The organism is Streptomyces sp. cg36 (genome assembly GCF_041080675.1).
In the GTDB taxonomy this organism is placed as follows: Bacteria; Actinomycetota; Actinomycetes; order Streptomycetales; family Streptomycetaceae; genus Streptomyces.
On sequence record NZ_CP163520.1, the window covers coordinates 6,748,460 to 6,761,166 of the forward strand.

The window sequence follows — 12,707 nt, forward strand, 5'->3', positions numbered from 1 at the left end:
GCCCGGCCACCCGCTCGTGCGCGCCCGTCCGGCCGCCCGCCCGGGTGCGGCGCCGCACGCGCGCGCACGTACGCGTGCCCATCGCGTAGGGTGATCTTGGTACCGGTGAGTAGCGGCCCGGTTTGCCCCTCAATAACCCCAAGTGCCCCGTCTGGTCACCCAGTTGACCCGGCGGGGCGCTGCGGTATGGTCTGCCGACTCATGGCGGAACGAGGAGCGTGCACGTGTTCAACCGGACCATATGCCTGCGCACCACCGCGGCCCTTGCGTCCATATCGACGTTGTCCCTGCTGAGTGGCTGCGGACTGATTTCCGGCGGTGGTTCCGACTCCGATCAGCCGATCAGGGTCGGCACCGTGAGCGAGCCGAGCACCCTCGATCCGGCCGCCTCCTGGGACGGTTCCTGGGAGCTCTTCCGCAACGTCTTCCAGACGCTCCTGTCCTTCCCCACCGGCAGCAGCACGCCCCAGCCGGACGCCGCCGAGTCGTGCCGCTTCACCGAGCCCGACAGCCGTACGTACCGGTGCACGCTCCGCGACGGACTGCGGTTCTCCAACGGCGACAAGCTCGACGCCGCGGCGGTCAAGTACTCCATCGACCGCATCGTCAAGATCAATGTGAAGGCCGGCCCCAAGGGCCTGCTCACCAGCCTCGCCCGGGTCACCGCCGACGACGAGCGGACCGTCACCTTCCATCTGAACAGACCCGACGCGACCTTCCCCTTCGTGCTCGGCGCGCCCGCCATGTCCCTCGTCGACCCCAAGGAGTACCCGGCGGGCAAGCTGCGCGACGACGGCGGGCTCACCGGCTCCGGCCCGTACACGCTGGAGTCCTTCCACGCGGGCGACCGGGCCGAGCTGAAGAAGAACACCAACTACGCCGGTTTCGCCCAGCTCAAGAACGACTCCGTCTCCATCCGCTACTACAAGGACTCCTCCCGCATGGTGGAGTCGCTCAAGAAGAAGCAGATCGACGTCATCTACCGGGGACTGACCGCCGACGAGGTGGTGGACGTCCAGAACGAGAAGGCGGCCGGCAAGCCGCTCCAGCTCGTCGAGACCGTCGGCACCGAGATCCGCTTCCTGGTCTTCAACCCCAAGGACCCGATGGCCGCCAACCCGGCCGTGCGCCGGGCCGTCGCCCAGCTCGTCGACCGCGACGCGCTGGTCGCCAAGGTCTACAAGGGCACGGCCGAGCCGCTGTACTCGATGGTCCCCAAGGGCGTCGCCGGGCACACGGTGAGCTTCTTCGACGCCTTCGGCGCACCCAGCGTCCCCAAGGCCAGATCGATCCTGCGCAAGGCCGGGATCACCGACCCGGTCCCGCTCACCCTCTGGTACACCACCGACCGGTACGGCTCCTCGACCGCGCTGGAGTTCGCCGAGATCAAGCGGCAGCTGGAGGCGTCCGGGCTGTTCCAGGTCACCCTGCAGAGCCGCCCGTGGAAGACGTACACGGAGGGCATGCAGGCCGGTGAGTACCCGGTCTTCGGGCGCGGCTGGTTCCCCGACTTCCCCGACCCGGACAACTTCATCGCGCCCTTCGTGGGCAAGGAGAACGCGGTCGGCACCCCGTACGAGCCGCAGGAGATCGTCAACCAGCTGATCCCGCAGACCCGCGAGGTGTCCGACCGGGGCGCGGTCAGCAAGAAGTTCGAGCGGGCCCAGGACGTGCTCTCCGACGACGTCCGGCTGCTGCCGCTGTGGCAGGGCAAGCTCTATGTCGCGGCCAGCGAGGAGATCGCCGGCGGCGAGCGCGCCATCGACCCCCAGACGGTCATGTGCATGTGGGAGCTGCACCGCAAGACCAGCTGGTAGCGGGCCCGCGCGGGGTCCCCGGGGGCGGGCGCGGGGCGCGTTGTCAGTGGGGGCGGGTAGGTTCGGGAATCCGCACCGAAGAGTGCGGGGAACCGTACGTCCCACGGAGGTTGTTGACGTGACCGACATCGCCATGCTGCCCGAGTCCTGGCGCGGCGTCCTCGGCGAGGAGCTCCAGAAGCCCTACTTCAAGGAACTCGCCGAGTTCGTCGAGGAGGAGCGGGCGCAGGGTCCCGTCTACCCGCCGCGCGAGGAGGTCTTCGCCGCGCTGGAGGCGACCGCGTTCGACCGGGTCAAGGTCCTCGTCCTCGGCCAGGACCCGTACCACGGCGAGGGCCAGGGGCACGGGCTGTGCTTCTCGGTGCGGCCGGGCGTGAAGACCCCGCCCTCGCTGCGCAACATCTACAAGGAGATGAAGGAGGAGCTCGGCCACCCGGTGCCGGACAACGGCTACCTCCAGCCGTGGGCCGAGCAGGGCGTCCTGCTGCTCAACGCGGTGCTGACGGTCCGCGCGGGCGAGGCCAACTCGCACAAGGGCAAGGGCTGGGAGAAGTTCACCGACGCGGTCATCCGCGCGGTGGCCGACCGCCCCGACCCGGCGGTCTTCGTGCTCTGGGGGAACTACGCGCAGAAGAAGCTCCCCCTGATCGACGAGGAGCGGCACATCGTGGTCAAGGGCGCGCACCCCTCGCCGCTGTCGGCCAAGAAGTTCTTCGGCTCGCGGCCCTTCACCCAGATCAACGAGGCGGTCGCGGCGCAGGGCCACGACCCGATCGACTGGCGCATCCCGGACCTGGGCTGAGCGCCGCCCGCGGCGGCCGGGTCCCTCCCCGGCCGCCGCGGCGCCGCGGCCGGGCCCGCTCAGGCGCCTTCCAGCTGCCGCTCCAGCCGCAGCAGCGCGGTCCGGATCCCGTTGCCGTACGCGTCGTCGTCGAGGGCGTCCAGCGCGGTGTGGGCGCGCTCCAGATGGATCCGGGCGGCGTCCGGGCGGTGCAGCTTGAGGTAGTCCGCCGCCAGGTTGAGATGGAGCGAGGGGTAGAAGGCCCGGACCGCGAGCGACGTCTGCCGCCGCTCCCGGCCCAGCGCGTCGGCGGCGGACAACGCCCGCAGGTCCCAGGCGAGTTCGTCGCCCGCGTCGTCCTGCGCGTCGGCCATGTAGTGCGCCAGCGTGCAGCGGTGCAGGGGTTCGCCGTGCTCGCCGATCTCCGCCCAGATGACGCCGAACCGGTTGCGCGCCTCCTCGCGGTCGCCGCCGTGCAGGAGCATCAGCGCCTGCCCGATCCGGGTCATGACGACGTCCTCCGACGCCTCCTGCTGCTCCATCACTGCGTCCTCCGCGGGACTGTCGTACGCATCCGGTCGCCCCGACGCTAACCGGCCGCACCGACAATCGGGCTCAGGCTCGGGGGCGGGCCCCGGGCCTGTCGGCCGGACGGGTCGGCGGGCCCGCGCTACCTGCCGTAGCTCTCCTCGCAGATGCGCGCCTCGGGGCTGCCCGGGCGCCAGCCGCCCAGCGATCTCCCCAGGTCGCAGACGTCGTCCCCGATCAGCGGCGAGGGCACCGGCACCGGCACCGGGACGGGCGCAGGCCGGGCCGGGCGGGGCGCCGGGCGCGGGCGGGGCGCGGCGGCCCTGGGGCGCGGACGCGGCGGCGCGACGGGAGCGGGAGCCGCCGCCCGGGGCGCCGGATCCGGCGGGAGCACGGCGTCCAGGGCCTCGCGGACCGGCGCCTGGACGATCTGCGGCCGTACGTCGAGGGCCGGCCGCTCCCCGGCGCGCTCGGGCGGTGGCGGGGGCGGCCCGTGGGCGGGCCCCCGCTCGACGGTGACACACCCGGACGCGGCCAGGACGGCCACCCCGGCCAGGAGCCCCACTGCGGTTCGTGTTCGCTGCACCCGCTCAACTCTGCTGCCCGCAGGGCCCGTTGTGTCCCGTGCGGGCCGGGATTGGCCCGCACGAGTGACGGCGGCCGGGTGACGGGCGCGGGCCCGGGTGACGCGGGTCAGTCGCCGGTGGAGCCGTCGACGGCCTGGCGCAGGAGGTCGGCGTGGCCGTTGTGGCGCGCGTACTCCTCGATCATGTGGGTGTAGATCCAGCGCAGGCTGAAGTGGCTGCCGTTGCGGCTGGTGCCCTTGCTCATCTCGTCGAGGCCGTGCCCGGCCGCGTGGGCGCGCGAGTTCGCCACCTCACCGCGCCAGGTGGCGAGCGCCTCGGCCTGGGTGGCCTCCGGGCCGGGGTGGAAGTCGCCGTCCGGGTCCTCGTCCGTGAAGTAGTACGGCCCGTCGGAGTTGCCGCCGAAGACATTGGCGAACCAGTGCTGCTCGACCTCCGACATGTGCCGCATCAGGCCCATCAGGCAGAGGGTGGAGGGCGGCACCGAGGCCGTCCTCAGCTGTTCGTCGGTGAGGCCGGAACACTTCGCGGCCAGTGTCTCGCGGTGGTACTCCAGCCAGCCGGAGAGCATCGTCGCCTCATCGGCGTCGAGGGCGGGCTCCTGGCGTTCGGGCATGTCGGTCGTCGTCATGGCGGCCATCCTCACGGATCGCGGGCCCGGCCGCCAGGGGATATCGCGCGCGGCCCCCTCTCCCGGCACACGTATGCTGACCAGGCAAGGAAGCGGGAAGCCGGACGGCGACAGGAGACTTCGTGAAGGTCGGCTGCATCGGACTCGGGGACATCGCGCAGAAGGCGTATCTGCCGGTCCTGACCAACCTGCCGGGGACGGAACTGCATCTGCAGACCCGCACCCCCGCGACCCTCGCGCGCGTCGGCGACGCCCACCACGTTCCGGCCGGGCGCCGGCACACCGAACTCGACGCGCTGCTCGCCCAGGGCCTCGACGCGGCCTTCGTGCACGCGCCCACCGCAGTGCACCCCACGATCGTGGCCCGGCTGCTCGAAGCGGGCGTGCCGACCTATGTGGACAAGCCGCTGGCGTACGAACTCGCCGACTCCACCCGCCTGGTGGAGCTCGCCGAGGAGCGCGGGGTGAGCCTGGCCGTCGGCTTCAACCGGCGGCTCGCACCCGCGTACGCGCAGTGCGCCGAGCACCCGCGCGAGCTGATCCTGATGCAGAAGAACCGCGTCGGCCTGCCCGAGGACGCGCGCACCCTCGTCCTGGACGACTTCATCCACGTCGTCGACACCCTGCGCTTCCTGGCCCCCGGACCCGTCGAGCAGACCGTGGTGCGGGCCCGCGTCCGCGAAGGGCTGATGGAGCACGTCGTCCTCCACCTCTCCGGCGACGGCTTCAGCGCCATCGGCACCATGAACCGGATGAACGGCTCCACCGAGGAGATCCTGGAGGTCTCCGGCCAGGACACCAAGCGGCAGGTCCTCAACCTCGCCGACGTCGTCGACCACAAGGGCCAGCCCACCCTGCGGCGGCGCGGCGACTGGGTGCCGGTGGCGCGCCAGCGCGGCATCGAGCAGGCGGTGTTCGCCTTCCTCGACGCCGTGCGGGCGCAGAAGGTGCTCAGCGCACGGGACGCCCTTGCGACGCACGAGCTGTGCGAGCGAGTGGTACGGGAGGCTCTGGCGCAGGCTTCCTGAGCGAGCGCCGCCCCTCCAGGGCGAAGTAGAGGGCCAGCACCGCGAGCGCCGTGTACACCGCCCAGTCGCCGAAGCGGACGTAGAGGGTGGTGCCGTCGGCCAGCGGGACGTCGTAGACGGCGGCGGCACTGGCGCCGGTGCCGAGCCGGTGGCCGATCGGCTCGCCGTCCGGCCCGTACACCGCGCTGATCCCGGTGAGCGTGGCGTGCACCGCCGGGCGGCCCGTCTCGGCGGCGCGCAGCGCGGCCAGCGACGCGTGCTGCGCGGGCGCCCAGCTGTGCTGGAACGACGACGTCGAGGACTGGGCGACCAGCAGCCGGGCGCCCTCGCGCACCAGATGCCGGCTCATGTCGGGGAACGCCGACTCGAAGCAGATCACCGGCCCGAAGCGCAGCCCGTCCGGAAGCGTCATCACCACCGGGGTGGTGCCCCGGCGCCGGTCCTCGCCCGCCGCCTTGCCCACCGAGGTGGCCCAGCCGAGCAGCGAGCGGGCCGGGATGTACTCGCCGAACGGCACCAGCCGCATCTTGTCGTACCGGTCGCCGGTCGGACCGTCCGGGCCGACCAGGACCGAACTCTTGAAGATCCCGGGCCGGTCGGCGCGGCGGGCGTCCACGTTCACCAGGACGTCCGCGCCCACCGCCCGGGACAGCGCGGCGATCCGCGCCGCCAGGTCCGGCCGGGCCGTCAGGTCCGAGCCGACGCTGCTCTCGCCCCACACCACCAGGTCCACGCCCCGCCCGGCCAGCGACCTGGTCAGGGCCTCGCTGCGGGCGAAGCGCGCCTCACCGCTCTCGTACACCCCGGGCTGCACGACGGCGACCCGCACCCGGCCGGTCCGCTCGGGGTGCGGCGCCCACACCCACACCGACCCGGCGGCGACCGCCCCGGCCAGCGCGGTGGCCACCACCGGGGTCCGGGCCGGCGGGGCCACCAGCACGATCACCACGGCCACGTTGACCGCCACCACGAACAGGCTGACCAGCCACACCCCGCCGACCGAGGCGAGCCGCAGCGCGGGCGTCACCTGCCACTGGCTGGAGCCGAGCAGCCCCCAGGGGCCGCCGAGGCCCTGCCAGGAGCGGACCAGCTCGATCATCAGCCACCCGGCGGGCAGCACCACGAGCGCGACCGGGGCGCGCAGCGCGGCGGGTCCCCGGTCGGCCCCCGCCAGCACCGAACGCACCAGCGCGCCCCACGGCGCCCACAGCAGCCCGAGCAGACCGGCCAGCACCACGATGAAGACGTTCAGGCTCGGCATCAGCCAGTGGTGCACCGCGATCATGAACCCGGTGCCGCCGAGCCAGCCGTCGAGCGCCGCCCGCCGTCCGCTCGGGGCCGACCGGATCAGCAGCAGCCAGGGCACCAGCGCCACGTACGCGAACCACCACAGGCCCGGCGCGGGGAACGCCAGGGCCGGGAGCGCTCCCGCGAGCAGCGCCGCGCCGCCCCGCCACCAGCGCGAGACCAGCAGCTTGTGGCGCACCCCCGCGAGACGGTGCCGCAACCCGACCGGAACCCGCATACCGCGCCTCCTCGCCCCGCCTTCCAGCAGGTCTTCGGTCCCCATGTCCGTCCCAGTGTGCGCCTCGGGACGCCGCTTCAGGTGGCAAGCGCCCCCGACAAGTGCCGCCACTTCTCCTGGACGGTCACCCCGTCGAGCCGCCAGCCCTCCTCCGTGCGCCGCGCCGAGAAGAGGTACCGGCCGCCGGAGACGAAGTTGGGCTCGACGGGTCCGCCGTCGCCGTTGCCGCCCGCGCCGAACCGCATCGGGTTGAGGTAGTCGGCCCGCACCCGCGCCCGGTCGCCCGGATAGCCGCCCAGGTCCTGGAGGGTGAGCAGCCGGTTGACGATCAGGTGCTGGCGGACCGGGAAGAGCCGCATGGTCTCCGCGAGCCAGGCCGCGACCTCGGCCGCCGGTCCCTCCACACCGCCCGCCGCCCGGTAGTCGGCGCGCCCGTCGGGGGTGAACAGCTGCCCGTACGCGGACCAGTCGGCGTCGTCGACGGCTGCCGCGTAGCCGGTGACGAGCTCGTCGATGGCGAGCCGGTCCATCACAGTGGCGAGTTCCACACGCTGGGTCATCGCCTCAGTCTCGGGCAGCGGACGCGAGCGGAAAAGGGCTCCGACGGACGGCAACCTGGACGGCCGCGCCCTTGTGGGCGCCCGGCGGCCGTGCTACCCGTGGGCGCCATGACACCAGGCAACCCACCGGTACGCAGTGAGCGCCACGGCCCCGTCACCACCGTGATCCTCTCCCGCCCGCACGCGCGCAACGCCGTCGACGGACCCACCGCGCGCGCCCTGGCCGACGCCTTCCGGGAGTTCGAGGCGGACGGGCGGGCGGCCGTCGCCGTGCTCTGGGGCGAGGGCGGCACCTTCTGCGCGGGCGCCGATCTGAAGGCGATCGGCACGGAACGCGGCAACGAGGTGGACGAGACGGGCGACGGCCCGATGGGGCCGACCCGGATGCGGCTGTCCAAGCCGGTCGTCGCGGCCGTCTGCGGCCACGCCGTGGCGGGCGGCCTGGAACTGGCGCTCTGGTGCGATCTGCGCGTCGCGGAGGAGGACGCGGTGTTCGGCGTCTTCTGCCGCCGCTGGGGAGTTCCGCTGATCGACGGCGGTACGGTACGGCTGCCCCGGCTGATCGGCGCGGGCCGGGCGATGGACCTGGTCCTGACCGGCCGCCCGGTGGACGCCGCCGAGGCGTTGGCGATCGGCCTGGCGGACCGGGTGGTGCCGAGCGGCACGGCCCGCGCGGCGGCCGAGCGGCTGGCCGCCGAGATCGCCGCGTTCCCGCAGCTGTGTCTGCGCGAGGACCGGCTGTCCCTGCTCGAACAGGAGGGCCTGGACGAGCCGGCGGCGCTGCGCAACGAACTCGCCCACGGCGTCCGCTCGCTGGCCCGGGCCGCCGAGGGCGCGGCCCGCTTCACGGCGGGCCAGGGACGGCACGGTTCCTTCGCGGACCCCGGCCAGGGGGGCGTCAGCCGCTCATGACCTCGCCCGCGTGCGGGCTGAGGGTTCCGGCGGCGACCAGGGCGAAAAGGATCAGGCCGAGCAGGATGCGGTAGACGACGAACGGCATGAAGCTCTTGGTGGAGATGAACTTCATGAACCAGGCGATCACCACATAGCCGACGCCGAAGGCGACGACCGTGGCGAAGAGCGTCTCGGCCATCGGGGCCTGGCCCTCGCCGCCCGCGTCCTTCAGCTCGAAGACGCCGGAGGCGAGGACGGCCGGGACGGCCAGCAGGAAGGAGTAGCGGGCGGCCGACTCGCGGGTGTAGCCCATCAGCAGACCGCCGCTGATCGTGGCGCCGGAGCGGGAGACGCCCGGGATCAGCGCCATGGCCTGGCACAGGCCGTACACCAGACCGTCCTTGACGCTGAGATCGGCCAGGCCCTTGCGCTGCTGGACCGCCCGGTGGCGCCCGCCGGACTCGTCGCGGGCCGCCAGCCGGTCCGCGACGCCGAGCACGACGCCCATCACGACCAGGGTGGTGGCGATGACCCGCAGATCGCGGAAGGAGGTGTCGATCTGGTCCTTGAGGACGATGCCGAGGACACCGATCGGGATGGAGCCGACGATCACCAGCCAGCCCATCCGGGCGTCCGGGTCGGCGCGCATCGAGCGGTCGGTCAGCGAACGGAACCAGGCGCCGACGATCCGGGCGATGTCCTTGCGGAAGTAGATGAGGACGGCCGTCTCGGTGCCGATCTGGGTGATCGCGGTGAACGCCGGCCCCGGGTCCTGCCAGTCCGCGAACGCGGCTGTCAGCCGCAGATGGGCGCTGGAGGAGATCGGCAGGAACTCCGTCAGCCCCTGGACGAGCCCGAGTATGAACGATTCGAACCAAGACATGGGGAGAGGGCCATCCCGGGAGCTGAAGACGGTTGCGGGCACGACGAACGGACCGCCGGTGCGATGGTCTGATCACGGTCGGTCGGGGGGCAGCGTACAGGCCGTAGATGAAGCGGGAGTTATGCGGTCCTGTCGGGCGGGCCCGCGGGTTCCGGCGCCGCCCCGTCGGTGCGCGCGCGGGCGGCGAGCCGGTGGCGCTTGCGCCAGGCGACCACCGCGGCGCCCAGCCCTGTCACCGCGATGAAGCCCATCGACACCAGGAACACCGGCGAGGTGGGGGAGGCGGCACGGCTGCCCGCGACCACGTACGCGGCCGTGTTCGGGACCGAGCCGAGCCCGGTCGCGACCAGGAACGGCAGCCAGCCCATCCGGGAGACCGCCGCGCAGTAGTTGGCCGCCGCGAACGGCACCCCGGGGAAGAGCCGGATCGCCAGCATCGACCGGAACCCGTGCCGGCTGAGCTGGCCGTCGGCCGCCCGCAGCCAGCGGCCGCGCAGCAGTGGCCGCAGCGCGTCCTGGCCGAGCACCCGGCCCAGGCCGAAGGAGATCCCGGCGCCCAGCACCGTCCCGGCGAGGGCCGAGGCGAGCCCGGCCTGCGAGCCGAAGACCGCGCCCGCCGCAAGGTTCAGCAGGGGCCGCGGCACGAACGCCGCGGTGCACAGCCCGTACGCCACCCCGAACAGCACCACCGCCGCGCCGCCGCCGACCTGTGGCGGCCAGCCGTCGGCCAGCAGGCGCTGGGGTTCGAGGAGCAGTACGGTCGTGGCCGCCGCGGCCAGCACCAGGACCAGCAGCGTCAGCCGCGACCAGGGCGAGAGCAGGGCCCTGGTGCAGCGCACGGCGAGCCCGGCGGACGGGCGGGCGACGGGGTCGTCGAGCATCCGGGGAGAGTAACCGACCCGGGCATGTGATCGCCGTAACGGCCGTCGCACCTCGGCCGTACGACCGGCGAACGCCCGGTGCGGGCGTCCGGCGACGGCCCGGTGCGGGCGACCGGCGGCCCGGCGCCCGCGGCCAACTCCCGCCCGCCGGAAAACCATTCGACGCCACCGCTCCCCGGGGGCATGATCGGCCCCATGTTCCGGCACGCCTTCCCCGCAGCGCCGTCCGCAGTCGCGGACGCGCCGAAGGCTGCCGCCGCCGCATTCAAGGATGCCGCACTCGCGGCGATCGCCATCGTCGCGGCGCCCCTCGGCGGCGCGCGAAGCTGACCCTTCCCGGAGAGACCGGCGGACCCCGCAGGGGGAGGGTCGGTCCGGCCCAGGGGTCCCGTCGCAGTCACGAGCCACCGGCTCGTCCAGGGACACAAGAGGAACCCGGCCATGCCCAAGACGGCATACGTACGCACCAAGCCCCACCTCAACATCGGCACCATGGGCCATGTCGACCACGGCAAGACCACACTGACCGCCGCCATCACCAAGGTCCTCGCCGACCGCGGCACCTCCGCCTACGTTCCGTTCGACCGGATCGACCGGGCGCCGGAGGAGGCCGCGCGGGGCATCACCATCAACATCACCCACGTCGAGTACGAGACCGACACCCGCCACTACGCCCATGTCGACATGCCCGGCCACGCCGACTACGTCAAGAACATGGTCACCGGCGCGGCCCAGCTGGACGGCGCGATCCTCGTCGTGTCCGCGCTCGACGGGATCATGCCGCAGACCGCCGAGCACGTGCTGCTCGCCCGCCAGGTGGGCGTCGACCACATCGTGGTCGCGCTCAACAAGGCCGACGCGGGCGACGAGGAGCTCACCGACCTGGTCGAGCTGGAGGTCCGCGACCTGCTCTCGGCGCACGGTTACGGCGGCGACTCGGTCCCGGTCGTCCGGGTCTCCGGGCTCCGGGCGCTGGAGGGCGACCCGCGCTGGACGGCGGCGATCGAGGCGCTGCTCGACGCGGTCGACACCTATGTGCCGATGCCGGTGCGCTACACCGACGCGCCGTTCCTGCTGCCCGTGGAGAACGTGCTGACCATCACCGGCCGCGGCACGGTCGTCACCGGCGCCGTGGAGCGCGGCACGGTCCGCGTCGGCGACCGGGTCGTGGTGCCCGGCGCGGACGTGGAGACGGTCGTCACCGGTCTGGAGACCTTCGGCAAGCCGATGGAGTCCGCCGAGGCCGGGGACAACGTGGCGCTGCTGCTGCGGGGCGTGCCCCGGGACGCGGTGCGGCGCGGCCATGTGGTCGCGGCGCCCGGCAGCGTCGCGCCGAGCCGCCGGTTCACCGCCCGGGTGTACGTCCTGTCGGCGCGCGAGGGCGGCCGGACCACCCCGGTCGCCACCGGCTACCGGCCGCAGTTCTACCTCCGCACCGCGGACGTGGTCGGCGACGTCGACCTCGGCGGGGCGGCGGTGGCCCGTCCGGGCGAGACGGTCACCATGACCGTGGAGCTCGGCCGCGACCTGCCGCTGGAGGTCGGCCTCGGCTTCGCCATCCGCGAGGGCGGGCGCACGGTCGGCGCGGGCACGGTCACCGGACTGCTCTGACCCACCGCTCCCGCGGCCCGTCCGCGCCGGCACCCCCGGCGCGGACGGGCCGCGGCCGTTCCGTCACACTGCGGGCATGGGAGACACGGCACTGGTGCTGGGGGCGGGCGGGATCACCGGCGTGGGCTGGGAGATCGGCATGCTGTACGGCCTGGCGGAGGCGGGCGTCGACGTGACCGGCGCCGAACTGGTCGTCGGCAGCTCGGCCGGTTCGGTGGTCGGCGCGCAGATCACCTCGGGCGCCATCGGCCTGCCCGAGCTGTACGAGCGTCAGCTGGCCCGCGCCGACGGCGAGATCCCGGCCCGGCTCGGCCCGGCGACGGTGCTGCGGTTCGCCCGCGCGGCGCTGACCTCCCGTACGCCCGAGGAGTACGGCCGCAAGCTCGGCCGGGTGGCGGCGGCCGCCGGGACGGCGGAGGGGGCGGCCCGGCGCGAGGTGATCGCCGGACGGCTCGTGTCGCACGAGTGGCCCGCGCGGCGGCTGCGGATCACGGCGGTCGCGGCGGACAGCGGCGAACTGCGGATCTTCGACCGGGACGGCGGCGTCGGTCTGGTGGACGCCGTCGCCGCCAGCTGCGCGGTGCCGGGGGTGTGGCCCGCCGTCACCGCCGAGGGCGTCCAGTGGATCGACGGGGGAGTGCACTCCCCGGCCAACGCCCAGCTGGCCGCCGGGTACGACCGGGTGCTGGTCCTCGCCCCGCTGTCGTTCGGCGGCGGGCCCCTCGACTCGCCCCGCACCCAGGTGGCCAAGCTGACCGCGGCCGGGGCGCGCGTCGAACTGATCACACCCGACCCGGCCGCCCGGCGCGCCTTCGGCCGCAACTCCCTGGAGCCCGCCCGCAGGGCCCCGGCGGCCCGGGCGGGCCGTGCCCAGGCGGCGGCCCACGCGGCGGCGGTCAAGGAGCTCTGGGCGTAGGGCCCCTCGCCGCGGGCCGGTCCGGGCGGCGGCGGGTACCTGACGAACGGCCCGGGCGGCGCGCGTCC

The 12,707-nt window shown here is 73.7% G+C and carries 14 protein-coding genes; 7 read left to right on the forward strand and 7 right to left on the reverse strand.

Annotated elements, in window-relative coordinates; all coding sequences use genetic code 11:
• Window positions 1-224: 224 nt before the first annotated feature.
• Both AB5J87_RS30070 and ung read left to right on the forward strand, forming a co-directional pair.
• Window positions 225-1,817, forward strand: a complete 1,593-nt coding sequence (locus AB5J87_RS30070) for an ABC transporter substrate-binding protein (protein WP_369381108.1) — start codon at window positions 225-227, stop codon at window positions 1,815-1,817.
• A gap of 118 nt (window positions 1,818-1,935) precedes the next feature.
• Window positions 1,936-2,619, forward strand: a complete 684-nt coding sequence (gene ung, locus AB5J87_RS30075; RefSeq protein WP_369381111.1) for a uracil-DNA glycosylase — start codon at window positions 1,936-1,938, stop codon at window positions 2,617-2,619.
• A gap of 59 nt (window positions 2,620-2,678) precedes the next feature.
• Here the strand turns inward: ung and AB5J87_RS30080 are convergent, their stop codons facing one another.
• The 3 genes from AB5J87_RS30080 to AB5J87_RS30090 form a co-directional block, all read right to left on the reverse strand.
• Window positions 2,679-3,140, reverse strand: a complete 462-nt coding sequence (locus AB5J87_RS30080; RefSeq protein ID WP_369381112.1) for a hypothetical protein — start codon at window positions 3,138-3,140, stop codon at window positions 2,679-2,681.
• Window positions 3,141-3,268: 128 nt separating this feature from the next.
• Entirely contained in the window at window positions 3,269-3,712 is a 444-nt protein-coding gene (locus AB5J87_RS30085) for a hypothetical protein (RefSeq protein WP_369381113.1), read from the reverse strand.
• Between the two features lie 107 nt (window positions 3,713-3,819).
• On the reverse strand, window positions 3,820-4,341 hold the full coding sequence (locus AB5J87_RS30090; protein WP_369381115.1) for a DinB family protein: 522 nt from the start codon (window positions 4,339-4,341) through the stop codon (window positions 3,820-3,822).
• 122 nt (window positions 4,342-4,463) lie between these two features.
• On the opposite strand from AB5J87_RS30090, the gene AB5J87_RS30095 reads away from it, so the two are divergent.
• Window positions 4,464-5,369, forward strand: a complete 906-nt coding sequence (locus AB5J87_RS30095; protein ID WP_369381117.1) for a Gfo/Idh/MocA family protein — start codon at window positions 4,464-4,466, stop codon at window positions 5,367-5,369.
• On the opposite strand, the gene lnt is transcribed toward AB5J87_RS30095, so the two are convergent.
• Both lnt and AB5J87_RS30105 read right to left on the reverse strand, forming a co-directional pair.
• Entirely contained in the window at window positions 5,293-6,894 is a 1,602-nt protein-coding gene (gene lnt / locus AB5J87_RS30100) for an apolipoprotein N-acyltransferase (RefSeq protein ID WP_369381119.1), read from the reverse strand. The two genes, AB5J87_RS30095 and lnt, sit on opposite strands and share 77 nt — an antisense overlap.
• Before the next feature lie 77 nt (window positions 6,895-6,971).
• Complete coding sequence (locus AB5J87_RS30105; RefSeq protein WP_369381120.1) at window positions 6,972-7,454, reverse strand: nuclear transport factor 2 family protein; 483 nt, start codon at window positions 7,452-7,454, stop codon at window positions 6,972-6,974.
• 108 nt (window positions 7,455-7,562) lie between these two features.
• On the opposite strand from AB5J87_RS30105, the gene AB5J87_RS30110 reads away from it, so the two are divergent.
• Window positions 7,563-8,366 carry a crotonase/enoyl-CoA hydratase family protein gene (locus tag AB5J87_RS30110; RefSeq protein ID WP_369381123.1) on the forward strand — a complete coding sequence of 268 codons (804 nt, stop codon included), beginning with the start codon at window positions 7,563-7,565 and terminating at the stop codon, window positions 8,364-8,366.
• Here the strand turns inward: AB5J87_RS30110 and AB5J87_RS30115 are convergent.
• Both AB5J87_RS30115 and AB5J87_RS30120 read right to left on the reverse strand, forming a co-directional pair.
• Window positions 8,353-9,231 (reverse strand): undecaprenyl-diphosphate phosphatase, encoded by an 879-nt coding sequence (locus tag AB5J87_RS30115; RefSeq protein WP_369381125.1) that lies wholly within the window; start codon window positions 9,229-9,231, stop codon window positions 8,353-8,355. The genes AB5J87_RS30110 and AB5J87_RS30115 overlap by 14 nt on opposite strands.
• Window positions 9,232-9,350: 119 nt before the next feature.
• Complete coding sequence (locus AB5J87_RS30120; protein ID WP_369381126.1) at window positions 9,351-10,112, reverse strand: TVP38/TMEM64 family protein; 762 nt, start codon at window positions 10,110-10,112, stop codon at window positions 9,351-9,353.
• 195 nt (window positions 10,113-10,307) lie between these two features.
• Here AB5J87_RS30120 and AB5J87_RS30125 point away from each other — a divergent pair, with 195 nt between their 5' ends.
• The 3 genes from AB5J87_RS30125 (at window position 10,308) to AB5J87_RS30135 (ending at window position 12,639) form a co-directional block, all read left to right on the forward strand.
• On the forward strand, window positions 10,308-10,442 hold the full coding sequence (locus tag AB5J87_RS30125; RefSeq protein WP_369381128.1) for a hypothetical protein: 135 nt from the start codon (window positions 10,308-10,310) through the stop codon (window positions 10,440-10,442).
• Window positions 10,443-10,553: 111 nt separating this feature from the next.
• Entirely contained in the window at window positions 10,554-11,723 is a 1,170-nt protein-coding gene (gene tuf / locus AB5J87_RS30130; RefSeq protein ID WP_369381129.1) for an elongation factor Tu, read from the forward strand.
• Window positions 11,724-11,799: 76 nt separating this feature from the next.
• Window positions 11,800-12,639 (forward strand): patatin-like phospholipase family protein, encoded by an 840-nt coding sequence (locus AB5J87_RS30135; protein ID WP_369381131.1) that lies wholly within the window; start codon window positions 11,800-11,802, stop codon window positions 12,637-12,639.
• The last annotated feature ends 68 nt before the right edge of the window (window positions 12,640-12,707 follow it).

Excerpts from the sequence above, each read along its gene's own strand:
- tuf (WP_369381129.1), top strand. The coding sequence starts at position 10,554 with ATGCCCAAGACGGCATACGTACGCACCAAGCCCCACCTCAACATCGGC.
- AB5J87_RS30120 (WP_369381126.1), bottom strand. The coding sequence starts at position 10,112 with ATGCTCGACGACCCCGTCGCCCGCCCGTCCGCCGGGCTCGCCGTGCGC.
- AB5J87_RS30090 (WP_369381115.1), bottom strand. The coding sequence starts at position 4,341 with ATGACGACGACCGACATGCCCGAACGCCAGGAGCCCGCCCTCGACGCC.
- AB5J87_RS30080 (WP_369381112.1), bottom strand. The coding sequence starts at position 3,140 with ATGGAGCAGCAGGAGGCGTCGGAGGACGTCGTCATGACCCGGATCGGG.
- AB5J87_RS30110 (WP_369381123.1), top strand. The coding sequence starts at position 7,563 with ATGACACCAGGCAACCCACCGGTACGCAGTGAGCGCCACGGCCCCGTC.
- AB5J87_RS30125 (WP_369381128.1), top strand. The coding sequence starts at position 10,308 with ATGTTCCGGCACGCCTTCCCCGCAGCGCCGTCCGCAGTCGCGGACGCG.
- AB5J87_RS30115 (WP_369381125.1), bottom strand. The coding sequence starts at position 9,231 with ATGTCTTGGTTCGAATCGTTCATACTCGGGCTCGTCCAGGGGCTGACG.
- AB5J87_RS30105 (WP_369381120.1), bottom strand. The coding sequence starts at position 7,454 with ATGACCCAGCGTGTGGAACTCGCCACTGTGATGGACCGGCTCGCCATC.
- AB5J87_RS30135 (WP_369381131.1), top strand. The coding sequence starts at position 11,800 with ATGGGAGACACGGCACTGGTGCTGGGGGCGGGCGGGATCACCGGCGTG.
- lnt (WP_369381119.1), bottom strand. The coding sequence starts at position 6,894 with ATGCGGGTTCCGGTCGGGTTGCGGCACCGTCTCGCGGGGGTGCGCCAC.